The 25,230-nt window shown below is 33.1% G+C and carries 17 protein-coding genes; 1 reads left to right on the forward strand and 16 read right to left on the reverse strand.

Annotated elements, in window-relative coordinates; genetic code table 11:
* Positions 1 to 102: 102 nt before the first annotated feature.
* From N4A40_11225 to N4A40_11265, 9 genes are all read right to left on the reverse strand, one after another.
* Positions 103 to 1,653 carry a DUF3369 domain-containing protein gene (locus N4A40_11225; GenBank protein MCT4662423.1) on the reverse strand — a complete coding sequence of 517 codons (1,551 nt, stop codon included), beginning with the start codon at positions 1,651 to 1,653 and terminating at the stop codon, positions 103 to 105.
* A 129-nt stretch (positions 1,654 to 1,782) separates the two neighbouring features.
* Positions 1,783 to 2,703, reverse strand: coding sequence for an OmpA family protein (locus tag N4A40_11230; GenBank protein MCT4662424.1), 921 nt, complete (start codon positions 2,701 to 2,703; stop codon positions 1,783 to 1,785).
* Between the two features lie 14 nt (positions 2,704 to 2,717).
* Complete coding sequence (locus N4A40_11235; protein MCT4662425.1) at positions 2,718 to 3,599, reverse strand: MotA/TolQ/ExbB proton channel family protein; 882 nt, start codon at positions 3,597 to 3,599, stop codon at positions 2,718 to 2,720.
* A 118-nt stretch (positions 3,600 to 3,717) separates the two neighbouring features.
* Complete coding sequence (locus tag N4A40_11240; protein ID MCT4662426.1) at positions 3,718 to 4,650, reverse strand: hypothetical protein; 933 nt, start codon at positions 4,648 to 4,650, stop codon at positions 3,718 to 3,720.
* A 128-nt stretch (positions 4,651 to 4,778) separates the two neighbouring features.
* Complete coding sequence (locus tag N4A40_11245; protein MCT4662427.1) at positions 4,779 to 4,997, reverse strand: DUF2922 domain-containing protein; 219 nt, start codon at positions 4,995 to 4,997, stop codon at positions 4,779 to 4,781.
* Positions 4,998 to 5,062: 65 nt separating this feature from the next.
* Positions 5,063 to 5,287, reverse strand: a complete 225-nt coding sequence (locus N4A40_11250; protein ID MCT4662428.1) for a DUF1659 domain-containing protein — start codon at positions 5,285 to 5,287, stop codon at positions 5,063 to 5,065.
* A 64-nt stretch (positions 5,288 to 5,351) separates the two neighbouring features.
* Positions 5,352 to 6,767 carry a S41 family peptidase gene (locus tag N4A40_11255; GenBank protein ID MCT4662429.1) on the reverse strand — a complete coding sequence of 472 codons (1,416 nt, stop codon included), beginning with the start codon at positions 6,765 to 6,767 and terminating at the stop codon, positions 5,352 to 5,354.
* Between the two features lie 21 nt (positions 6,768 to 6,788).
* Positions 6,789 to 7,823 (reverse strand): hypothetical protein, encoded by a 1,035-nt coding sequence (locus N4A40_11260; GenBank protein MCT4662430.1) that lies wholly within the window; start codon positions 7,821 to 7,823, stop codon positions 6,789 to 6,791.
* Positions 7,824 to 7,932: 109 nt separating this feature from the next.
* Entirely contained in the window at positions 7,933 to 8,682 is a 750-nt protein-coding gene (locus N4A40_11265) for a zinc ribbon domain-containing protein (GenBank protein ID MCT4662431.1), read from the reverse strand.
* A 306-nt stretch (positions 8,683 to 8,988) separates the two neighbouring features.
* Here N4A40_11265 and N4A40_11270 point away from each other — a divergent pair, with 306 nt between their 5' ends.
* Positions 8,989 to 10,134 carry a hypothetical protein gene (locus N4A40_11270; GenBank protein ID MCT4662432.1) on the forward strand — a complete coding sequence of 382 codons (1,146 nt, stop codon included), beginning with the start codon at positions 8,989 to 8,991 and terminating at the stop codon, positions 10,132 to 10,134.
* 127 nt (positions 10,135 to 10,261) lie between these two features.
* Here N4A40_11270 and N4A40_11275 read toward each other — a convergent pair whose 3' ends face one another.
* From N4A40_11275 to N4A40_11305, 7 genes are all read right to left on the reverse strand, one after another.
* On the reverse strand, positions 10,262 to 11,836 hold the full coding sequence (locus N4A40_11275; protein ID MCT4662433.1) for a lytic transglycosylase domain-containing protein: 1,575 nt from the start codon (positions 11,834 to 11,836) through the stop codon (positions 10,262 to 10,264).
* Positions 11,837 to 11,914: 78 nt separating this feature from the next.
* A complete protein-coding gene (locus N4A40_11280) occupies positions 11,915 to 12,583 on the reverse strand; it encodes a DUF6042 family protein (GenBank protein ID MCT4662434.1) in 669 nt (222 codons plus the stop codon).
* Positions 12,584 to 12,593: 10 nt separating this feature from the next.
* A complete protein-coding gene (secA, locus tag N4A40_11285; GenBank protein ID MCT4662435.1) occupies positions 12,594 to 15,920 on the reverse strand; it encodes a preprotein translocase subunit SecA in 3,327 nt (1,108 codons plus the stop codon).
* A 146-nt stretch (positions 15,921 to 16,066) separates the two neighbouring features.
* Positions 16,067 to 18,520 (reverse strand): Ig-like domain-containing protein, encoded by a 2,454-nt coding sequence (locus N4A40_11290; protein MCT4662436.1) that lies wholly within the window; start codon positions 18,518 to 18,520, stop codon positions 16,067 to 16,069.
* A gap of 81 nt (positions 18,521 to 18,601) precedes the next feature.
* Entirely contained in the window at positions 18,602 to 20,482 is a 1,881-nt protein-coding gene (locus N4A40_11295; protein MCT4662437.1) for an S-layer homology domain-containing protein, read from the reverse strand.
* A gap of 109 nt (positions 20,483 to 20,591) precedes the next feature.
* Complete coding sequence (locus tag N4A40_11300) at positions 20,592 to 22,019, reverse strand: lamin tail domain-containing protein (protein ID MCT4662438.1); 1,428 nt, start codon at positions 22,017 to 22,019, stop codon at positions 20,592 to 20,594.
* Between the two features lie 142 nt (positions 22,020 to 22,161).
* Positions 22,162 to 24,993: an S-layer homology domain-containing protein gene (locus N4A40_11305; GenBank protein MCT4662439.1), complete on the reverse strand. Its 2,832-nt coding sequence runs from the start codon at positions 24,991 to 24,993 to the stop codon at positions 22,162 to 22,164.
* Positions 24,994 to 25,230 lie beyond the last annotated feature (237 nt).

A 25,230-nucleotide genomic window follows, 5' to 3' on the forward strand; every position in this document is an offset into this window, starting at 1 on the left:
AACTACACTCTATACTAGAAGTCTATACCAATACAAACAAAAACACAATGGACTAGGTCACGCTTTTTCACTTTTTGCAAAAATTTGTGCGTTTGTTCACACCTAATCCGAATACATTTCTTTAATCTTTAGTATCTCATCTATCTCTTCAAAGAAAATCGCTGCAATTTTAGGGTCAAATTGAGTTCCCACCCTCTCTCTAATATAATCGAGAACTCTTTCTGTATCCCAAGCTTTCCTATATACTCTATCCGATGTCAATGCATCAAACACATCGCAAATAGCCATTATCCTACCAGATATATGTATATCCTCGCCTTTTAGCCCCATAGGATATCCCCTACCATCAAAATGTTCATGATGCTCTAGCGCAACAATAGCAGCAAGTTTTAACAGTTTTCGTTTTGAGTTCTTAAGCATCTCATATCCTATAGTAGTGTGCCTTTTCATTATTTCAAACTCTTCTTCTGTCAGTTTACTTGGTTTGTGTAGTATAGCATCTGGTATTCCGACTTTCCCTAAATCGTGCATAGGAGATGCTACCCTAAGTCTTTCAGCTTCTTCTTCTGAAAAACCAACTTTCAGAGCCAAAAGTTTGGCATACTCTGCAACTCTTCTTACATGATTTCCTGTTTCTTCGCTTCTAACCTCAACTACTTCTCCAAGTGTAAATATAAGCTCCGACTGAGTTTTTTCTATCTCTCTATTCAAAAATATATTGTCAAATGCAATTCCGACGTTTTTATCAAACACTCCCAAAAGATGTTTTTGCCAAGTCTCCAACTTTCCAAAACCATCAAGATAAATCAAACTCTCTTTTTCAACATGGCTTTTGAAATAACCCACGTAATAATCATCACCATATTGAGTTTTTCTTTGATTCATGCTCTTTTCAAGTCTAAGTTTTACTACTTCTTCACCTATATCATCTATATTGTCATAACACTTATCACAAAATCTACCGTACCCAGCAGTAATATTAACTTTTCTAACTTTTTCATCAACTATTAACGACAAACCCGAAACACCTTTTTTAGAACCAACATCTACTATCAAATCCAGCATACTTTTTAAAAGCCCCTCTGATAGATGTCTTATCGATCTAAGTTCAAATATATCTCCTGATGACTCTATTATTTTTTCAAGACCTTCGTTATTTCTATTTATAGCTACTATGTCCTTATATGCTCTAAGTGCCGAAATGACACTTGTAAATAACTTTTGGCTTGTAAGCTCTGTTTTCTCCTTATAATCATTAATATCATAATTAAGTATTACATCTCGCTCTGGTGCCTCTCCTGGATAACCAGTCCTAAGTATTATCCTTACAAACGGATTTTTCAAATCATCTCTTATATACTTAACTAAATCCAATCCCGAAGTATCTTTCTCCATAACTACATCTAGTAGAATAACTGCTATATCATCATTTTTACTCAATATCTCTTTTGCACTTTGAGCAGAATAAGCATTTATAAAATCAATCCCCTTACCATCGAACGAAACATCTTTTAGCACCATCTGAGTAACTTGATGTATATCTTTTTCATCGTCAATGACCATTATCTTCCAATATTTATCCAATACTTCCTCGCCTTCATCCTCAGCAAAAATGAGCTCATCCTCTTGAAATAAATATTTTTCATCACTCATAGATCTCAGTCCCTTCGCTCCCTAATTAACCAAACTTACACTTATCTCTTAATTTTTACCCAAAAGCCAAGCTCAGAAACAACTAAAAAAAGAGATGCAAAAGCATCTCTTAGTATTTACTATATAAATCTAATCTTCAAATATTGAAAGTGAATCTTCCAAGTAACTGTCTATTAGTTTTTGTACATGTGCATCTTTTAGTACTATTGATATCTCTATACGTCTATTTTTTGCACGACTCTTTGTATCACCATTGTCATCTATAGGCCTAAATTCTGAGAAAGAACTAGACATAAAATAACTAGCATATTTGCTTTCTAATGTAGGATTCTTATCCATCATAAACTTCACAACATTCGATGAACGACTCGCTCCTAAATCTCTATTGTCTATTGAACCCTTGACAGTATCTGTATGACCTTGAACATTTATAGCATCTATATTTTCTCTTATACTTTCATCATCTAGTACTTTTTCAAATGCATCTGCTAATTCACCTATCAAAGACTTACCTTCTGACTTCATCGAAGAACTTCCTGGCTCGAAGAATAAACTTTCATTTATTACAATATTTCCATTGTCCGCAATATTAACTAAAGTCTCTCCATCGTCATTTTTTCGGCCAAGTTCTTTTTCTATTGAATCTTTAACCTTCTCTACTATATTAACTCTCAAAACAGCAATATCTTGTAAGCTAGATCTTAAGTTTCCAAGCTCCTTGTTGCTTGCTGCAATTATATCTCTCTGTCTTTCAATTTCATCTCTCGATGCTCTAAGCGCTATTTCGCCCTGTTCCAACTCTGCTGATGTTTTTTCTACTTCATCCTCTAATAATCTCAAGCGCTCTTCCTTTTTAGTAATTTGAACGTTTGCATCTTCTAATTGACTCTGTGCGACATTCCAATTGTTACTCAAAATCAAATTTCCAACATAAGCTAAAATCATAAGGAAAAACAAAATCAACGCTATGGTAGAAATCATATCTGTAAAAGACGGCCAGAAGTTTTCTTCAGCTTCTTCGCCACCTAATCTTCGTACGCGTTTCTTCATGCCATCTCACTCCCTTAGTATTTTTCAATCGATTTCGCTGTAATTTTCTCTGCTGTAGTCTTAAATTGATCGCTCATATCTGCAAAATTTATGCTCATGCGGTCAATATTATTTCTAAGGTGGTGATTGAATTCTGAGAAATCTCTAGTATTGTCAGTAAATCTCTCAAGAGAGCTTTCAAATTTATGAACTGATGCAAGCAACGCTTGCGATGCTTCTTGCATCCCCTTTGTAGCTATCTTAACGTACTCTACGTATTCTCTAGATTCAGTTTTTATAAACTCAAGTGATATAGTATTATCTAAATACTCTTCCATATCTACCATAAACACTTCACGAACTGAAGCTGGTGAAGTTGTTAAATTGGCTATAGTAAGTATAATAGCCGATGTAATACCAAAAAGCGATGTTACAAAAGCAACACTCATACCTTGTATAGACTGCAATAAACCATCAATTATACCTTCCATTGAGTTAAACATATCCAAGTTATTACTTTGACCAAGAACCTTAACTATGTCTCCAATAGATAATGTAAGTCCATAAAATGTACCTAATAAACCCAATATTATCATAAGTGATATCGCTTTTTTACAAAATCTCTCGCCAAACATGGCTCCCTTTAAAGATCTACTCAAGTGTCTCTCAATAATAGCTTGAGTATTTACATCTCCATATTGGTCTTCTGCTGTTATTCTGTAGTCTTTGATGATATTGTCTACCACCGAGCCTTCGTCAAACCCTGTTCCACTTCTCCTTTTATCCAAATCCGCTTGAAGCGCTGAATATTTTCCCTTAGTTATAAACAAACTAATAAATGCAATAATTAAAATTGCTACGATAGTTCCTGCAATAAAAAGTGCTACAGGATTCAATTGTTGAATTACTTCCATCATATTTATTTCCTCCTATTCTATACGGCCAATTCATCATCCGATATGTATAGTTTAAGTAAATTTGACTCGTCTTTTGTTACAAACAAGTTACAATCGAATGAAAGAACAGAGGCAATTATCAATAAACTTCAAACAATCTTAATCCTCCAGCTACAAATAATGCAAAAACGATAGCCATTATTATAGCTCTTACGAACCAAGGAACAAATACGAACAAAGTACTAAGAGCAATAAGTATCAAACCAATTCCCAAATAAATATATACATTGGTTCTAGCTGGTAAATAAAATTTGGTATTCAAATAACTATTTATACTTCCTTCCATATCAAAAAATTCCAAAACGCCTTCTGATTTAAATCTGATCAATCCAATTATTCCCTCAAACCATACTAAACTCAGCAAAATTATAGGATAAAATTCAGAAAGAGAACCTTCTATAAGTGGCATCTCTTTTGACAATAGAAGCATCCATATCATAACAATTCCATAACAACCGCTCGCTCCAATTTGAATTTTTGCAGGATACAAATTAAAGAATAGAAAACCAAGAGATGACACAGCTAATACCAAAGCTAAATCTTCAGTAATTCCTTGACTCATATATATACCTACTCCGCTTATAGCTGCATATCCCGCAAGCTGTCCCTCAAAAGTATTTGCTAAATGCGCTCCCAATACTACCACTCCAAAAAATATGAGCGTTAATAATCCATTTACTGTTGAAAAATCAGTAAATGCAAGTGAAAATCCACCAAACCCAGTCATTAAACCCATTACAAGTACTGCTATTATATGCCAGCCTACTTTAAGTTTTTTAAAATCACTAAATATACCAAATACAGTAGCTAAAATTAATAAGATCAATCCCATTCCTACTCCAAGCTCAAATAACCAAGCAACTATTACCGGAAACATAATAGCAGCACCTCCTGATTTTGCAACTGGCTTATCAACCATTTCCTCTTTTAACGATCTTTTCATAATATTAAACGCTATCATTCCTAGTGTAGCAACTACCGAACCCACGAAAGAGCCTCCGATAAGCATCATTTTCCCCAACTCCCTTCACTTAATTATAAAATCACGTTTTATTTAATTATAACAAAAAAAGGCTGAGGCTCAAAGAACAAAACAATTCCCCAAACCTCAACCCAAAACTCATTTTTTATATCTAACTTCTAAAATAGTTCATCTTCTGTAGTGGTTACAATAGATGCCCCTACGACAAGTTTCAAATCTCCGTTATTTGTTTCAAAAACATCCGATGCGATAATCTCTGTCATAGCATTTTTAACTGTCTCCTCAGTCAAATCTGGTTTAGGATCATCCACACTAATCTTAGAATTCGAACCCTCCGAATCCTTAAAAACCATTTCTAATTTTTGTGTTTTTTCCACATCATCGCCCCCTCTCATTGAAATACATGACATTCAAATTTACAGGTCTTATGCTTTTTTTAATATTAAGCTTCTTTCAAAGTAACTTCATCAATTCGATGAACCTCTTTGATGTCATGCTCCTGTAAATTGCATAGCGTATTAGCAACGCTATAGATGGATTCATCAGTTGACTCTGATTTTACATGACTATACGTTTTATTCTTAGTCATGCTTTTACCATCTTCATCTACTCCATAATCGAGAGCTATCTTTAATTTCGAAGCAAACGCCTCATTTATAATTGCCATTTGCTCTCACCTCCTTTCACCCTATAAATAGAATGATCAAAGGTATTTACAAAAACAATTTTATTTATTCAGCCATTTCTTCAGACTCTGCCTTGGCACTAATCTCTGCAAAGAATGGATCTTCACCTTCTAGTCCTTTGGCTTTTCTAATTTTTTCAATCTCATTTTTCCACTTAGTCTGATCTTCGATATTTCCTAATATCTTAGCTTTCACCCAACGATCTCTGAGTGTTTCTATTCTAGTCTTATCAATATAGTTAAATTCATCATCTTGAAATAATTTTGCATACATCTCAAATGATTCTTCGTTTCTCATCAGTTTATCGTCAATATAAAAATTCTGTGGCCCTATCTTGTATCTTGGGTCCATCATATCAGTAGAATCTCCAGACAAAAGCATCTTTGCAACCTCTAATGCATCAAATCCTCTAGTGTTTATATCAGGTTCCACTCCTACATGATTTATAGTATTTTTATTTGGTGAATAAAAATGATCAATAGTAACCTTTAGCATATCGTTGTTTGAAAGAGGATACATCACTTGAACACTACCTTTTCCAAATGACAAATTCCCTACAAATGTCGCTTTTTGGTAATCCTTAAGAGCTCCACTAAGCACTTCTGAAGCACTAGCGCTATATGGATTTATAAGTACTATGACTTTTCCATCACCTATATCTCCTAAATTCACACCAGTTTCAGCACTTTCTCCTTCGCGCCCCTTTATCACTACAACTTTTTTAGAATCAACAAAATAACCGGCTAATACGCGCGCGGCCCATAAATAACCTCCGCCATTACTCCTCAAGTCAAAAATCCAGCTATCCACATTTTCTTTTTTTAATGCTTCAACCGCATCTCCAAAATGCTTAGGAGTCTCATTTCCAAACGTATTTATATCTACATAACCTATGTGATTATCCAATACCTCATGCGTAACTTCGGGCACTTGAATTTTAGCTCTAGTAACTTCCAGCTCAAAAATCTCTTCTCCACGCTTTATTTTAAGCATTACTTTAGTACCAGGCTCTCCCATAGTCTTAGCAGCTGCTTCTGCATAAGAAGCTCCTTTCAAATCATAGCCTCCTGCACCTATTATTATATCGCCTTCTTTTAGTCCAGCTTTTTTTGCAGGTGAGCCCTCTATAGGGCTGGTAATCATCATTCCCTGCTCTATCATTTCAATATAAACCCCTATTCCAGAAAACTCATTTTCAATTCCGTCTATGAAATCTTCATATTGTTCTCTGGTTTGATAAACTGTATAGGGATCTTGATATCCTTCTAAAATCTCATCTATCGTCGATTTCGCCAATTTTTCTTCTGGAATTTCCTCTACATATGCCTGTTTCAAAATGTTTCTTATTTCGCCCATCATTTCTGGTGGCGCATCCTCATTTGCTGCAAAAACCGGTGCTCCAGCACTTACAACCATTGTTCCTGCTAGCAACATAGCTATCAATTTTTTCGCTTTATTCATAAGTCCGATCCCCTTTCTGCTTTAATTATCGGCATTATTTTCAAAATCTACAGAAAAACTAAATGTAGAACCATTCTCTGCATCACTCATTATATAACTGCCACCAATTTTTATTGTAATAGCATCTAATACTTTATCTTCTATAGTTAAATCTTTCAATTTAGGTTCTTCTATATTCATTAAAATCTTATATTTTCCACTAGATTCTCTAATTACATCTGCTACCACTAAATGATAATCATCACTTGGAAAATACTTAGCTATTGTAATTTCAAGTTCTATAGCTCCTGTCTCTTTATTTTTATTCGCTTTAGAAAAAATTCCTTCTGAAAAAGCTTTTCCCTCATGTATAGTGTAAAATATATCATCCAAAGCCTCATCTGTTTTTTCTACCTCTGTATTATTTTGTTCCTCAATATTTTCTTTTGTGCGATCAGCACGCTCTTTTTCTATTTTTTCAAGTTCTTCTATTCTCTGTTTTTCAGAAATTTTATCCTTAACAATTCTTTCTATTCTCTGCAAAACTATGATTCCCTGAGCGTAAGTAACTCTTTCATCTGGTTTAAATTCGGTTTCACTATAACCTCGCAGTATATGCTCTGCACTTAGAACATTTATAGCCCTTTGTTCCTCTTCATTTAAATCAATTATATCTATAAATTTCTTAGGTTCATCATTATCAAATTCAATATCATATTCCTCTAGAGACTCTATTGTATCAACTGCTAATTGTTTTCTCGTCAAATTATTTTCCCAAATACCAACAATCTCAACATCCCCATCTCTACTCTTATCCTCTTTCACATCTACATTATTCAGGTTTAAAAGCATCGATTTCATGGCCTTCTGATATAATCTCTTCTCCATTTGCCTATCTAATAAGTCAACCGACAGCGTCCCACTATAATCATATAAATACTCACTATAGAACTTTTTATCAATAAGTGGTTCAGCCCAGTGCTTATAATCTATATTCGTTGCCAAAGCGCTCTCTGCACAAATAGCAAATATCAACACTAATAATAATACTATTTTTCTAATATCAAAGCACCTCACCCACTCACCTCCTAAAACCTTGGGTTTAGCATTTTCAAATACCATACTTAATTATATCATCAAATGGGCACTTAGATATTTCATTCCTATTACAAAAAATATTTTTTGATTAATATCCCTGATCTTCTATCCATTTTTTTATACTATCTGGATCAATTGTGAGCTTCCCTAAATCTCTATTTTTGCTGACATAAGCAACAAAGCTTCCCTTATATAGAATTTGTGGTGGATTTTCTGCAGACTCGTTGAATGCACTGACATCAGAACTTTTATCTCCATAAACCCCACTTTTATTCCAGATACTCATATTACTACTCTCCATACCATAATCTCCTAGTGTATTGAATATCGAATTTGGTGCCGTCTGGTCAGAAATGAGTTGTCCCAAATATTTTCCCTCACCATCGACTAAATACATTTCGCCTTTTTCCTCTTCATCCATTTCCTCCGCATCCTTCGCATCTACCTCAACCTGCGATTCTGTTTGATTTGTATTTTGTGTTTGATGTATTATAATTCCAGATAGTGAAATCAAAAGACCAAAAAATGAAAACAATGATATTAAAAAAATTCTTGTTTTTCTCTTTTCCAAATCAACTTCCGCTTTATCAAAATCATGTCCACAATTTGGGCAAATCTCTATTATTTGAGCCAATTTGATTGCACATTCAGGGCAATGCTTCGTTTCAACCTCTCCCTTTATACGTTTTAAAACCGCACCACAAGAACAAACTGTACCATGCTTCATTTTATATCCATCATAAGATATGTCTAAATCTTTTCTCTTTATTTTATATTTTTTCTTGCAAGTTTCACACTCCCCATAAACATGGGTCTGATCTTCATTTAAAAAACGCACCTTGACTCCTCCAGTATTTTTAATCTTAATTTTGATTTAAAATTCACAAAACAACTTTACACTCTTCTATACCTATTATACAATAAAACCAGAATATATTTTATTGATTGTTCTGAAAATTCTATATTACATTTTCATGTCAATTTGTAAAAACATTCAAATTCGAGTAAGTTTTTTGATAAAATTTACGATAACAATAGTAACTATACCAAAGCACGAGTTCCTCTGAATCAAGAACTCACATATAAGACAAGGATGTCTTAAATCTATTATAGCACGGATGGCTTTGAAACTAGGAGGGAAACCATGAAGCGTTTCAAAAGCTTTAGTATTATTCTAACTTTATCTCTTATTTTACTTTTACCGATTACTGTTTTTGCAGTAAATAACAATCAATTCAAAACCTATCCTGATCAAGTAGTAGATTCTCTACAAAAAGGATGGATATTTGAATTTAATAACGAGATAAATCCAATAACAGTAAATTCAAATAACATATACATCGAAGACCGAAATGGACAACATATAGATTTAGATTTAGGCATAACAAATTACAACAATGAGTCTAATGTTTTAATCATATATCCTAGCAAACCATATAAAAATTTTTGCGAGTATACTTTGTATATAGATAGAAATTTAGAATCTGTCGATGGCGAAGCTCTAGATATGCCTATAAAGCTAGTATTTAAAGTTGAGGTTTCAAAAAAAAACATACCCACTTCTATAAAAACTGTAATAAAAGATAGCTTAATAAATTCTGAAAAAGAAGTCGATTTAAAAAATTTCAAAATTAATTACAAAGATGTGCGTTTGTTAGTAGATGAGGTTCTAGACTCATCTCCCGAAATTTTCCATTATGATCATTATAAAATCTATTTTGATCCTGAAACTGAATATGCGAAGTTTATAAGGTTGTATTACACTGAATCTCATAAAACCCAACTATATCAGCGTAATAAATTGCAAAACACCGCTGGAGCTGCCGTTTTTAGTCGAAAAGAACTATATGCTGACGATATACAATTAATAAGTTCTCTATATGATTTTGTTTTATCAACTGCAAACTATTATCCTGAAAGCGAAAATTCAGTAAATGCTTATGGCACACTCATAGAAGGACGTGCTTGCTGCAGTGGTTATGCAAAATCATTGCAACTCCTTCTAGACGAAGCAGGATATGAAACTAAGCTCGTAAAAGGTTATGGTAAAGAAGAAGCTCACATATGGTTAAAGGCCAAAGTAAACAACATTTGGTATCACTTTGATCCAGCTTGGGATGATTCAAACAATTCTCCAGTCAGACGTTACTTTATGCTTTCAGAAGAAACTATACAGAAAGATCATACAATCGTCTCTAACACAAATACTATATACGAAGTACATGATGATGACGGTCTTAAATATATAAAAAATCTCAAAATTGATTTTTATGATGAAGGCGATAATTAGTATTTAATATTGGTATTTAAAAACAGCTACAGACTAAAGGCATTGTGATGTGACCCCTAAAAGTTAGATTCTTAGTTCTAACTTTTAAGGATCGGTTCATTATCGCTCTCAGTCCATAGCTGTTTTTTTATTTAATTTCAAATTCGTATTTAAAATCTTTAGATAAATTTCTCCCTTTTATATCCTTTAATTTTGAATTTAGTAAAATGTAATATCTTCCTCTTTCACTAAAAAGCTCATCGTGCTCCAATTCCATTTCTTTCGAACCTTTCTTTATTGATGGGATAACTCTTATAATATCTTTTACTTTTTCACTTTCATCATCAACTCTAACTACATTTATATTTCCATCTAGACTCGATACATCAATCTCTTCATTGAACTTTATTACCCAAACCTTTTCTTCATTTACATCCTTTGTTTGAAACTCTATCCGTTCATAAGAACTTAAATTTGGATTTTTATCAATCAAAACATCACCCCAATTGACTGCAACCCAGCCCTCTTTCTTGTACTCAGAATCATAAAACAAGACTTTATATCTATTGTATCCATTTTGTAAATAAGGTCCTTCTAACACATACATAGGAGTTCCTACACTCACTCCGCCAATTACCCTCCAGTTATCATCCTTATCCCTTAAATTCAATCCGTTTCTACAAATGAGAACTTGTCCCCATTCATAGTCATTCAAATCTCCATAATGTATTTCATTTGGTAAATCAAACGTTCTACTAGCGCTTGGTAACCCAGACTTAGGAAGTTCAAGTTTATCTATCTCTGTAATTTCAGTATCAAATCGAGTTTCTGCAAAATAAATAACTCTATCTTGATAAGCATAAGGCTTTGTCCAAGAAGCCTCATCATTTGGATTATTTACTCTACTCCATCCATTGTATGCCCATATCGTAAAGTACCAACTTTCTAATATATTAGGATCGTTTTTGCCAATTCTAGGAATAACAGGCCTTGATCCAAGTGCGTATCCCCATTTTCCAAGAAGAATATCTGCCCCTTTCTCTATGTTATAATCTATATCATATTTTAACCTCTCAACATCATAATATCCAGAATCTATTTGAGATTGAGATGGCGTAACTTGCATTATTCCATATCCTCCATCAAAACTTATCACTGGCTTACCATTTCTAAATTGAAGCCAGTTACTCTCTGCATACGCTATTGATTTTAATATCACTGACGGAATTCCTCTATTTTTAGCAGCCTTTTCTATTTTATTTTCTATAATCGCCTTATCTGGGTTCTCATAATATTTTGTATCCTCTACTCCCTTAGTCATAAGTTTAGGCAATTCGTACTCTACAGGCTCACTTAATTCTATTTTGTCATCGTTTTTTAAAACATATACCTTTTCAGCTCTGTCATAAAATGCATTCGAAAAATAATCATCATTGTATAACGGATATGCTATCCAAAAACCATTTTCATCAATTCCGTATATCCCTTTGTAGAATTCTTTATAGAATCCTTCAACTTTAACACTTAAAACACCAGCACTTCCAAACGTTTTTTCTATCTCTATTTCTTCAAAATTATCATCACTATCTAAATCTATCTCTTCAACAAATTTTTGACTCTTTTCAATTTCCATTTCAATCATCAGTTCACCCTCATTAGCAAAAACTCCTGTTGGAAATAGTAAAGCAAATAAGATAGCTATACAAACAAGTTTGATTTTCATGTTAATCTAACTCCTTTCTCAAAATTTAAAAAGCTCTAACCCTAAATATGTACTATTCTAAGGTCAGAGCTAAATTGATTATTCGTTAACTACAACTCGCTTCGTATTAAACACTTCTTCTACTATCTTCAATTTTACATTATCGTCTTTTTTGAGTTTCGAAATATCTTTTTTAGATTTTAGTTCAACACTGCCTTCTTCAATTAAGAAATTTGCAATTTCTCTGAAATCATTTATTTTCATACCAGTCGTATTTAATATATGCTTGACAGGTCCCTGAACCAATCCATTACTATTAACAATAAGAGTCAAAAGCAAGTTCATCTTTTCATGATGTTTAAGTTCAAATCTTAGAGTATTTACCATAGCTCGTTCTTCCTCATCGTATTCAAACAAGTCTTCTGGTTTTTGTATAGGCATCTTGTATTTATAAACACCCTCATTTCTGTCTACTTCTATTAATTGATAATCCTCTAAAAGTTTCAAATCATCTTCGATATTCTGAGGATACTTCTTGCCAATCTTAACAAGAGCTTTCATTTTTTCAACTTTCATTACAGGGTGCTCTTCTCTCTTTGGTGCAACATTAGATTCTAAAAAATCAACTGCTGCCTGCCCTTTAAGCTCATTTTGATTTACCAATGAAATCATAGCATAAGTAAAAACAGTACTAGTTGGCATGTATCTAACCCACAAATAATCGTTTAACTCTCTCGGCAATTGTATATTTATATTATTCTCTGACATAATCTTCCTCCTACTGTATCATAAATTGTTTTGCATATATTACTTTTTCATCTAAGATGAGACGCATCTCATATATACCACTTGGAAATCCCGTTTCGCTATTTAGTGTAAGTGAACCCTGCGCTAACTGACTAGCTTTTATAGGAAATTGCATAATTCCTTGCTGATTTTGTATATCTATCATCTGACCTACAAGCATTGCGTCACCTTCACCATCAATCTTAACTTGTATTCCTAAGTTTAAAGCATTTGACTTCCCGTCATATACATCTACAAACATTATCGGCATATTTATGCGTTGTTCTTCACTAATTTCTATTAAAAGTGTAATTACCCCTTTAGTCCAGCCATTTTCTGGACGCTTCATCTGAATTTGACATTTTCCATCTGACTTAACTGGTACTTCAAAAGATTGTTTCAATCTCTTGTTTACAAATAAATGTACCTTTACACTTTCAATACCTGGTTTTAAATTCAAATCAAAATTCACTTGTTCCTTATTTTTAGGTAAAAATTGAATATTGGAATTAGCTGCATTTTTATCTTTTTCAGCCTTCATCTGTTTTTTCATTTCCTCAAGTTTTGCTGTATCCTCCACATAGAAATCTATGCTTTTAGCTAGTTGCCCAATTACATATACCCTAGCTTGATACCAACCTAGTTTCCAGGTGCTACCTTCATTTAAATCGAATCCTAATTTAAATTCACCATCTATTATCTGGCTAGAATCATGTTCAGACAATCTTTCTTCCAATCCATCTCCAAGATAATAAAGCTTACTAGTAATTTCCAGCTCTTCATTAGCATTTATATCTACATCAAATTCTATTCTAGGTAATGCATCAGGTACCCTAGGTAAATGCTTTTGCTCTAACTTGAATTTTTCTTCTAGCTGTTCTATTCTCTCTAGTTTTTCTTCCTCAGTTTGCGACTTTTTGATATGTTCTATCTTTTCCGCTTCTTGTTCGTCTGCAGATTTAAGCTTAAATATTTCTTTAAAAGTCTCATACTTAACTCTCTGAAGTGTCTCTTCAAACATATAGTGAGCTTCCCTATTATACTCGTCAATAGGGTTTCTAACACCTATATATTGCATCGCGACACCCTGCTTCATTTGATCAACCAAATCAATATGCTCCATCCAGAGTCTATCAAGTGTTCTCATAAGAATAAGTCTCTCTACAAATCGCATCTTAGATGGAGTTATAGCATTCTCCCTTTCACCGTATATTCTAAGAGCTTCTCCTTCATAGTACTCAACCAACTCTTTAAAATCAAGCTCTTCAACTTCGTCTTTTTCAAGACTAGTAAGACTGTAGTCAATGTCTAACCCAAGTTCATCTTTAATAAAAGATTCCATAGATTTCAAATCCCATTCTTCTGGGAATCTTGCCTCTCCTACAATTTGACTTAGTCCGTCAGATATACTTCTGCCAATCGCCGATTTAATCCACTCACTCATATCTTCGCTATCAAGTATTTTATCTCTTTCTTCGTAAACTATCGCTCTTTGTTTGCTTAGTATCTCATCATATTTCATCGTATTTTCACGAATACGTTTAAACATCATATCAACATTCAATTGAGCAGAATCTATAGCTTTTTGGAAAGCTTTAGCCTCAAGTCTTTCACCTCGCTCTAACCCTGCTTTATCTACTAATTTCCTTACATCATCTAGTCTTTCTTCATCAAAATAATCAAATATCTTATCTTCCAATGATACAAAAAATCTAGATTTACCAGGATCACCTTGTCTTCCAGATCGACCTCTAAGCTGATCATCTATACGAACAGCATCATGCTTCTCTGTACCAACAACATAAAGACCGCCAAGTTCTGAAACTCCATCGCCAAGTTTTATATCAGTTCCACGGCCCGCCATATTAGTAGCTATAGTAACTGCTCCTTTTTGCCCAGCAAGAGCTACTATCTCAGCCTCTTCTTTATTTTGCTTCGCATTTAATAAATGATGTTTAATTCCTGCTTTTTTAAACCTCTTGCTAAGTGCTTCTGAATCCTCTATATAAATAGTACCAACTAGTACTGGTTGTCCTTTTTCATGTGCTTCCTTAACCTCTTTCGTTACTGCCTCGTATTTTTCATCACGAGTAGCATATATCCAATCTCCCTCGTCCACTCGAGCTAATGGTTTGTTTGTAGGTATACTAACTACTCCCATACCATAGACTGACTGAAACTCTGCTTTTTCAGTTCTAGCAGTACCTGTCATTCCTGATAATTTATTAAACAATTTAAATAAATTCTGATATGAAATAGTAGCAAGGTTTTTAGATTCTTTCTGAACTTTTACATTTTCTTTAGCCTCTATTGCTTGATGTAAACCGTTGCTAAATCTTCTTCCTGGCATCAATCTACCTGTAAACTGATCTACTATTATTATTTCTCCATCTTGAACTACGTACTCTTTATCAGCTTTATAAACATAATTCGAAATCAAACTCTGTCTGATATGATGAAGTAATTCAACATTTTTCTCTGAAGCAAAATCCTCAAGACCAAAAATCTTCTCTGCCTTGTCCATTCCTGATTCAGTCAAATCTACTTTTCTTTTATCATCATCTATTTCATAATCATCTTCTAATTTTAAACTCTTAACAAATCTATCAACAGTAACATAATATTGCGATGGTATATTCCCCGTTCCTGAGATTATAAGAGGAGTTCTTGCTTCATCTATAAGTACACTGTCAACCTCATCTATGATTGCATAATTAAGTCCTCGTTGAACTATTTTATTTTTTACAACAGCCATATTATCTCTCAAATAGTCAAAACCTATCTCGCTATTTGTTCCATATGTTATATCCGCTGCATAGGCTTCTTTTTTCTGCAAAGGTTGCATTTGTCTTAAAACTATACCTACTTTAAGTCCTAAAAACTCAAATATTTGTCCCATTTCTTCTCTATCTCGACTCGCCAAATACTCGTTTACCGTTATAATATAAACACCTTCACCAGCTAGTGCATTCAAATAGGCTGGCAGTGTTCCAACTAATGTTTTTCCCTCTCCAGTCTTCATCTCCGCAATATTTCCACCGTGAAGAGCTATTCCTCCTATGATTTGAACCTTAAAATGCTTCATTCCAAGCACTCTCCAAGCTGCCTCTCTTACAACAGCATAGGCATCAATCATTATATCATCAAGCGTAGCTCCGCCACTCAACTGCTCCTTAAATTTAGTTGTCATTTCTCTTAGTTCATTATCCGTAAATTCTGCGTATTTTGATTCTAATGCCAATATTAATTCCGCAGTTTTGTCCATTTTTTTTAATATTTTTTTATGATCATCAAACAAGTTGCCTAGTAAATCAAACATTTATAAAACTCCTCGCATAAAATATTTATCATTCAATACAATTTATCTATATTCTAAATAGACAAACTAGTCACACTATTGATTCTATCATGTTTTGAGGTCTCCAACAAGAAAAAAAGAGCCTTTCGGCTCTTTTTTTAGTTTTTTTAATCAACAGGTGATTCATCTGCCAATTCATCTGGTCTACTTACAACTTTAACCGCCTTTATTTCATCATCATCTAAATAAAGTCTAACAAATTCGCCCTCATCTAAATCTCCAAATATTTCAGCACTTCTATCCATATCTACTTCATCTTTATCACTTTTGCTGAAATCATCTGTATCAGTTCTAGGACTATCATCAAATCCTAACTCTAAGCTATCTCTGTTTACATCTATAACTTTATAAACATCATCTTCATCATCTTCATCAATCAGAACATCAAAATCCGATATCTCATCTTCATCTTCGTCCCAAGTCATGTTTATAACAGAATCTTCTTCTAATCTATCTTTTTCTAAGTCATCTTCTGCATCATCTATAGCCGTAAGTTCATATCGTTCTTCATCTTCATCTTCAACTTTAATTACATAATCTCCATCTTTCTTTCTGATATCCTTAACTATAACTATCATCTCATCATCAGAAGATTTCCCTGGTTTACTACTTGCAAGTTTCTTAGGCTCGTCAACTTCAGCAAGAAGCTCAATTTCATCATCATCTAATTCCACTTTCACGAAATCGCCTTCTCTAATCTTTCCAAATTCAATGTAATCTTTGTCTTTATCAAGTGTAACTTTGTGCTTAGAACTAAAATCATCTGTATCAGTATCTGGATCATCATCATATCCAAGCTCCACCTCATCAGAGTCTATATCTATAACTTTATAAACATCTTCATTTCTATCAATTCTCACATCAAAATCTGTTATTTCTTCATCATCGTCATCATAATCAATCTCTACAAAGTCACCTTCATGAACTTTTTTATCTTCAATCATATCTTCAGCATCGTCAGTAACTTCAATTTTATACTCTTTGCCAGAACTACCTATTACATCTACATAAGTTTTACTTCCACTATCTCTTATATCATCAATCAAAACTATACTGCCATCTTCAATATCAGACATAGAAGCAGATGGTGCCTTTTCAGCATAATAGTCTTCATCTAAATTCTTATCTCTATAGTTTAAGAACGCTAATGAAAGAGCATCGACTTTATCATTATCAGTAACATGAACTTGAACAAAGTTTCCTTCTTCTATATCATCTGCACTAAATTTTATTTCAGCAATATTTCTAGATTTTGTCAATTTCACGATATTGTCATCATCATAGTCATCAGTCTCAGTATCTAGATCCTCGCCAAATCCTAATTCTATTTCATCATCATCATTATCAATTACATAATAAACTGGATTTTCATCAAAATCTCTATCTTTGATCAACAATTCTATAGATTCTGCATTGTATTTCTTATTTCCTTTTTCAGCTATTACCTTGACTATATCATCATCGTCAATATCATCTTCAATATCCTTATATCCATCCGCATCTTTATCAACTTTTACAATATAACTTGTCTCATCGTCATCATCATACTCTTGACTCGTCAATTCTAACTCATATTCATCATCATCATCATCTATGCTAGTCAATCTACCAATAAGCTCTATCTGACCTTTTTTGCCATCACTTACTAGCGCTGCATCAGCATATTCGTCCTTCTTAACATCATCTTCATCATCAGTAACATAAACTAGTGCCTCTAGTTTATCGTCACTATTAGCATATGCTCTTACAAAATCACCTTCGTCTACATTTCCATACACTGCAAATATGTCGCTTAGTCCCAATCTTTGAGCATAGTCTTCATCTAAATCACCATCATCATAATACTTTCGTTTAGAATCATCAATATCACGTCCAAAACCTATAGCAACATCGCTTTTATTTAATTCTAGTAATTTATAAACCGAATTGTCCTCAATATCATCTTCTTCAAATAACATTTTCATGTCAACTAATTCATAATCACCATGCTTGTCTCTTTTAAGACTTGCTAACACGATATCTTTCTTTTCATATTTTCCATCTTTTAAATCATCATAATAGCTTTCATCATCATCTATTTCAGCTTCTATTTCGGCTCCAAATTGATTTTCAAAATCAACACCCTTGTTACTACCAGATAAATCTATGTCTTCTATTTTTAAAACTCTTTGTAAATCGCCCTCAGCTATTTCTTCTGCAACTTCAAATGTTATTTTCTTTTCACTTCCAAGTTTTTCAGCTTCATCGTTTATCAAATCTGACTCAACTTTTAAAGAATAGCTCTTTCCAAAATCATAACTATTTTTAGGCTCAACTTTAATCACTTTGTCATTGCTAGAAAACTTAAGTTCAACCTCGACCTCTTTGCCATTTTCATCTAATACTTTTATATGTGATTCTGCAGAGTTCTTGTTAACAGAATCACTAAATGTAATCGTCCAAACTTTATCTGGTGATACATCTTTAAGATCGCTACTGCTTGGCATAGACGCAAACGCTAAACCACTACTATTCACAACCAACATAATACCCAGCACCGCTGCTATTAGCTTCTTTTTCATCTTTCTCTCTCCCTATTATCTAATCCCCAAAAGACTTAGGAATATACCTAAGTCTTTTGAGTAATACTAACTATTTTCTCACTATTGTTCTACAATTAACTCTGCCTTTATTTCGTCATTATCCTTGTCACTTCTGTCGTAAATCACCCAAATATCATCGCCTTTTGATAGATTATCTTCAACTTCGTCTCCATCAAACTCATCTTCATCATCATCATATAAATCCGCTCTAGAAACATCTACAGTGTATTCATCATCGTCGTCATCATTGTCTTCAACTTTAATTTCTTCATCGTCATCATCTAAACGTTTTACTTCTGCATCAAGGACTTTGTAATCATCATCTTCAACTTCAACGCTTTCTAAGTCTCCACCATCAACTTCGAATGTTACTTTATATCCTTCTTTCAAATCATCAAACTCATCATTTCTTTCGCCATCTACATCTAAGTCATCGTCGTCAAAATCATCATCGTCATACTCTTTAATTTCACCATCTTCAGTAACAAATTTTATAGAGTAGTTTCTTCCAGTATCAACTTCTACAATATATCCTGTGTACTCGTCATCCTCGTCGTCATCATCTGGCTCTGCTAACAATACAATAACTCTATCATCATCATCTAGTATGAAGTCTACCTCGTCTCCACGCTCTAACTCTTTGATTTTGCTCTTTTCTTTGCCTTTTCTCTCAATATAAACGCTTCTAGAAACATCATACGTCTTTTCTTTGCCATCTACTTCAATTCTTATTTCATCATCGTCATCATCTATTTTTTTAATTTTCCCAGATAACTGAGTAGCATCTTCTTTATCTACTATAGTGACTACATCTCCTGATTTATCGACAAACAATGTAACATCGTCACCTTCATCTACGTCTTTCAATTTTTTCTTATCACCATGCAAGTATACATTAACATCATCTTCTACATCAAACTCATCATCATCGTCTAGTTCTATTTTATCTTTAGAACTACTAACATCAGTTACTTCTCCACTGTATGTCTTATGCTTAGATTTCGAAGAACTCTTACTTGATGACTCCTCCTTAATCTCAGCCTTTATAACTAAGCCATTTCTGTCTGTAGTAATCTGAATAGTTTTTCCTTCTTCAAAATCAGACAATTCAGCTTTTCTATCATCTTCATCATACTTATCAGTAAATTGATCTATTGTAAACATTTTTTTCACAGTAGATGTAGCATTTAAATATACATATGCTTTGTTTCCAACTACTGTAACACTATCAATCTCACCCTCATGCTCCGTAGTTCTTGTTTTATCAAATGTAGGTGTAGTCGGTACATATGATGAAGCAACTGGTTTTATAAGCTTTTTATCTGCTATTGAAAGCATTTTAGCCGCTTGTGCTCTCGTAATCATCCCTTTAGGATTGAACATTCCATTATCCATCCCACTTATGATTCCGTGTTTATTTAATTCATAAACCGCTGGAACTGCAACTTGGTTAATCATCATTTTATCAGTAAATGTCATATTTCCAAGTGCTATTTGTGTATTAGTATTTCCAATTCTATAAGATCTTGCTAAAAACAGCGAGAATTCCTCTCTAGTAATATTTCCTGCTGATATCTCATTTTCAAATATTATACCTCTGCCTAATGCAACCGCCATAAATGGTTGTACCCATTTATTAACCCCTTTTTGTGTCAAATAGCCCTTATATATATCCATATATTTTGATTTTTCACTAGCAGTTGCTCCTATCATATTCATCATAAGCGCTATAGACTGCTCCTTCGTAACATAAGTCGATGGTCTAAATGTCCCATCAGAAAAACCATTTAATACATTTTTACTACTCAATTCGTGAATATACTGATACGCCCAGTGACTTTCAGTCACATCCTTAAAAGATTGTGCAAATGCAGTAGTCGCTGGCCCTACAACCATCATCCCTACTAATGCAATTGCCATCGCTTTTTTAAATTTCATCATAACACTTTCACTCTCCCTCTACGATTTTTACTAGTTCAATTATATATCAAAACCACTACTATTTAAATGACAATCTCAATACAAGTTCCTTAAAATAACATTAAAATATTTACCACTTGTATGGATATTGTGATATCAAATTTCCGTGAGAATCATATAATTTACCCATATCTGGTCCATCATCATCCCATATTTCTAAATTAGTCCAATTTAAGACATTAGAGTCTGAAAAATTCTTCGAAACATGAGATCTTATTACAATTCTTTCATTTGGTCTAATTAATTTACCTTTACCAAACACATACTTTTCTCCACCATTCTCTGATTTCAAATACCAATCAGTCAGCTCAACGCTCTCATCTCCGTAATTTTTAATATAAACTAAATCTTCTTTTCTATCTATTTTTTCAATTACAATTTTTGAATTCCAAGTTTTCCCTCTTGATAAATGTGGTAACCATGGTTGAGGCATCCAGCTAAATCTGTTTCCTTTCGTTCTTGTTACGACACTTCCCATTATATCAGGTCTATACATAACTATATACTCTTCAAATAGTCTATCTAAACTTTGAACATCTATACCTCCAACAATATCATAATAACTAGATTGTAAAACTAAGTATTTAGCACCAATACTTTTTATAAAACTCATCTCATTTTCAGAAATATAATCTTCTACGATACTTACAGTTTCTATCGATCTGAATTCATGCCTTTCTAATAATTCTTTAATTCCTGCTTCATTCATCAAACCAAAAATAAGACTCTGCATATTCCCTTGAGAATACAATAAAACAGAACTATTATTTCCAGAACCATCAGTCCCTTTAAGTATCTTTAATTTAGCATCTTCGAAACTAAAAACATCTCCTCTAGAATATCTTTCAACTTCTAAATTCCTAGAAATTGCCCATCCTTTTAAATCACTAATATGACCTGTTCCTTTTTTAAAGTTTCCTATTAATATCCTCTTTGCCGGTACAGATTCCATTATATTAACTGCTCCGCCCGAAAATTTAGGATCTTCGTCACTGAGCATTAAAACATCTAACTGCTTTATTCCTAAGTTTTTCATGTATTTCAAAACGTCTTTCGAATCTGCCTTCGAGCCAGTGTCCAACAAAACATTTTGTCCATCCGGCATCTGAAACAATACAGCTCTTCCATTTTTTAAGTCCAAAAAATGAATAAGCCCTTCGCCATCATGACTCTTTGTTGCAGTAAATTTCAATCTATACTTCTTATTATCATTTAAATGAAGTTTCATGATGTATTCAACTCCTGGCAAATATGGTTTTAACGCATCAATTTTTGCCACATTTTCAAAATAAGAAATATCAAAATCAACAGATCTTTGGAAATTATTGAGCTCTATGTGTTCTATTTGAGAATCTCCAACATTATTGTTGAACTCAACTTTCCAAACGTAATTTAAGTCTACATTTTCAACATTACCATAGTCTATCCATTCATCCGCCTTTGCAGACACACTTATCAGTAATAATAAGCAACAAAACATACTTACAATTTTTTTCATAACTATTCCTCCACTGATAAAAACTATATCAACTCCATTGTAGCACAAATTTATTAGTTTTTTATCTTATTTTCGTATTGTCATCAAATTTTCACAAAAAAAACACCCAGGCGTCACATCCTAGGTGTTTTTACTCCAATTTCTATTCATACATTTCTATCGGATACGTTTTTTCACTATTTTTGTCAATTCTTACCTCTATTTCTCCAATAGCTTCTTTTTCGTCGTCATATAGGTATATTTTCACATAGTCCTCATCATCACGAGCATCATAGTTCTGCGCTTCACCATATTCTCTGAAAAAATCTTCGTTCATTCTCTTTAATCTATAATACTTCCCAACTGGAGCTGATTGAACAACTATCTTTTGCAAATTAAACATAAAATTAGATATTCTAACTTCTGCAAAATAAGTTTTTCCACCTTCAGCAAGCTTATCTGGTTCCTCCATTTCAACTATTGCATCAACTTTTTGATCTTCATCATAGTGAATTGAAACAAAATTACCCGCTTCTATATCTCCAAAAGCTTCGTGCTCTGAACTAAATTCAACTTCAAACTGGTTATCATCATCAAATTTATTAACTGGAGTATCTGTATCTTCTCCAAATCCAAGAGTAATGTTGTTCTTATCTACATCCAACACTTTATAGACATAATCAGTATCTCCTTCAATCAAAACTTTTGCTTTTACTATGTCTTTTGCATCATTATATATTACATTTCCAAGTACAATGTCTCCAACTTCCAATTCCTTTTCTGCTGCCATTTTAGCAACTCTAGAATCAGCTATCTTGTGTACTCTCTTGACATCATCCGAACTCTCAAGTTCTATATAATCAGCATCATCATTTAAATCAATATCTACAATCTTTCTGATAATTTCTTTTGTTCTTGCTCCATCAGAATTACCACTAGGTTTAGCAAATAGATATCGGACTCTATTGCTAACATTTTTATAAGGTATCAATGCTGCACTTAAAGGATACTTCTCACTAACAGCATATTTTTTGAGAAAATACTCTGGTGTCATTCCCTGCAAATCTGTACCCAATACTACTACTCTTGTGTCAACAAAATCATATTCATCAAACTCATAGTATTTTTCGTTAACTGGATCCTGAACTAATATATAATCATCTTTTGCTCTTTTAGTTCTAAACCAAGCCTCATCCATATCTACAAATGTCAACTCTGTGATTATATTCCCTTTTAATTGTAGGTAAACAAGAGCATCTTTCTCTGCATCCTTTATTAATTTTCTCAACTCTCTAATATTCTCTGAAGGCGTTCCCTCCATTTTTTCAAAATTATCGCTATCGTATAACTCTTCAAGTTTTACCTTATAATACTCAGTATCTAAATCAATATCATACGTTCTCTTCGAATTGTTCGAATCCTTAACAACTACTTCATCTACAAAAATATCTTTTACTAAAGCAAACACTCCTGTATCATACTCTATACCCGCTGTAATCATCTGTACTTTACCATATATATCCAAATTTATGGTTACTTGCTTATCAAAACTATCATCTATAACCTTATGGAAATTATTTTCTTCTAAAGTTTCATATTGAACTCCATTTTCAGAATAAATACAATTACCGATAGGTTCATCTTCAAAACTTAATTCATATTCTTTACCATTAACTATGATTTTCTTCTTGCTTATACTTATCTTCTCCAGCTTTCCTAAAATTTGGGCTTGATGATCTATTATTGCAAATTCTCCTTCATCATAATAAGCCATATCACCAGCTTTAACGTTAGAAGCTTTCCCTCTTTTCAAATCATAATAATCACCATTTTTCTCAAATGAAAGCACAAAAATATCTTCTAGCTCTACTGCATCTTTGATTCCGCCTCTTCTATCATCTCTCACTCTCATACTGCCATTTCTCACTGAATCTATTGGTCCAATTTCATCAATATCATAAGCATCAATAAACATTACTTTACCATTTGATACCGTTACTTTTGCAAAATCTACAGATTCATAATCAACAAAATCAACATATGATATATCTTCACTATTTACATACACTTGATAAATTCTATTTGAAGTCTGATTACCAAATCTATCTTCTTTTTGAACAGTATATTTTCTATCATTTATCGTTATAGAATTTTTACTTATATCTTCTACTTTCCCAGTTAAATAATCATACTCTGGGTCTATTCTTATAGATTTTATACTGTCACCTAAAAAATCTACTTCAACTACTTTCCCAAGAAAAACCTCTGGATCTTCATTTTCTTTAAGTATATACTCAAATTGCGTACCACCTTTTGGTGATTTCCTAGCTTCTCCAATACTTTGGATCAACTCTATTACTAATTTACCTGAATCTATACTCTCAACCCTATCGTTTTCTATAACAAGACCTTTAACTACCGTCGATTTAACTTCTCCATCCTCTGATTGATGGAATAAACCATTATATACCAGTCTAAATACAGTTTCTCTTTTCGCCGGAGCCTTCGCTTCACTCATTCTGACATCTTCAAAAATCCCAAGGTCAGAAGCTCTAACTAAATAATTTGTAGGCCAATTTCCAACTGTTATTTCTCCATCAACAATTCTAACAACTATAGTAACTGCTTCAGCTAATGTAATTTTCTTTTCTGGTCTAAACGTTTTATCGTTATATCCCTTCAAAAGGCCCTTTCCCGCAGCTACATTCACATAACCCGTATACCATCTACCCGCTTCTACATCTTTAAAATTACTATTATAGCTTGAACTTTTTGCAAGCCCTTCTAGGTCAAGCATACGAACCGCTATCGCTGCAAATTCAGCTCTAGTAATCTCCTGGTCTAGTCCAAACGTCCCATCTTCATATCCTGAAATAATCCCTTTTTCACTTAACACTTCAACAAAATTGTTTTCCGAGTTTTCTACTGCCAATATACTATTTGAAATGCCCAAAATTAAAACTAAACACAATAGCAGGCTATATAATTTCTTCAATTTTAAATCCTCCTTTTTCACTTACATAACTTTTAATCAACCTTAATTATACCACGAATCAATAAAAAAAAGTGTAGATTTGATGACAAATCAAGATTCTATTTGTGTTAAATTTCACCAAAAAACAAGCACACTATTTATTTAATCAAACCACTTTCTCAAAGTTTGAACTAAACATAGTATGCTTGCAAATTATAATTTAATCTTTAGTTAAAAACTACTAACTTTTTATTCACC

This window comes from Tissierellales bacterium (assembly GCA_025210965.1).
Classification (GTDB): domain Bacteria; phylum Bacillota; class Clostridia; order Tissierellales; family JAOAQY01; genus JAOAQY01.

What these genes read in the sequence shown, in the direction of transcription:
- N4A40_11225 (MCT4662423.1), bottom strand. Translation starts at nt 1,653, where the DNA reads ATGAGTGATGAAAAATATTTATTTCAAGAGGATGAGCTCATTTTTGCT.
- N4A40_11230 (MCT4662424.1), bottom strand. Translation starts at nt 2,703, where the DNA reads ATGAAGAAACGCGTACGAAGATTAGGTGGCGAAGAAGCTGAAGAAAAC.
- N4A40_11235 (MCT4662425.1), bottom strand. Translation starts at nt 3,599, where the DNA reads ATGATGGAAGTAATTCAACAATTGAATCCTGTAGCACTTTTTATTGCA.
- N4A40_11240 (MCT4662426.1), bottom strand. Translation starts at nt 4,650, where the DNA reads ATGATGCTTATCGGAGGCTCTTTCGTGGGTTCGGTAGTTGCTACACTA.
- N4A40_11250 (MCT4662428.1), bottom strand. Translation starts at nt 5,287, where the DNA reads ATGGCAATTATAAATGAGGCGTTTGCTTCGAAATTAAAGATAGCTCTC.
- N4A40_11255 (MCT4662429.1), bottom strand. Translation starts at nt 6,767, where the DNA reads ATGAATAAAGCGAAAAAATTGATAGCTATGTTGCTAGCAGGAACAATG.
- N4A40_11270 (MCT4662432.1), top strand. Translation starts at nt 8,989, where the DNA reads ATGAAGCGTTTCAAAAGCTTTAGTATTATTCTAACTTTATCTCTTATT.
- N4A40_11275 (MCT4662433.1), bottom strand. Translation starts at nt 11,836, where the DNA reads ATGAAAATCAAACTTGTTTGTATAGCTATCTTATTTGCTTTACTATTT.
- N4A40_11280 (MCT4662434.1), bottom strand. Translation starts at nt 12,583, where the DNA reads ATGTCAGAGAATAATATAAATATACAATTGCCGAGAGAGTTAAACGAT.
- secA (MCT4662435.1), bottom strand. Translation starts at nt 15,920, where the DNA reads ATGTTTGATTTACTAGGCAACTTGTTTGATGATCATAAAAAAATATTA.
- N4A40_11290 (MCT4662436.1), bottom strand. Translation starts at nt 18,520, where the DNA reads ATGAAAAAGAAGCTAATAGCAGCGGTGCTGGGTATTATGTTGGTTGTG.
- N4A40_11295 (MCT4662437.1), bottom strand. Translation starts at nt 20,482, where the DNA reads ATGATGAAATTTAAAAAAGCGATGGCAATTGCATTAGTAGGGATGATG.
- N4A40_11300 (MCT4662438.1), bottom strand. Translation starts at nt 22,019, where the DNA reads ATGAAAAAAATTGTAAGTATGTTTTGTTGCTTATTATTACTGATAAGT.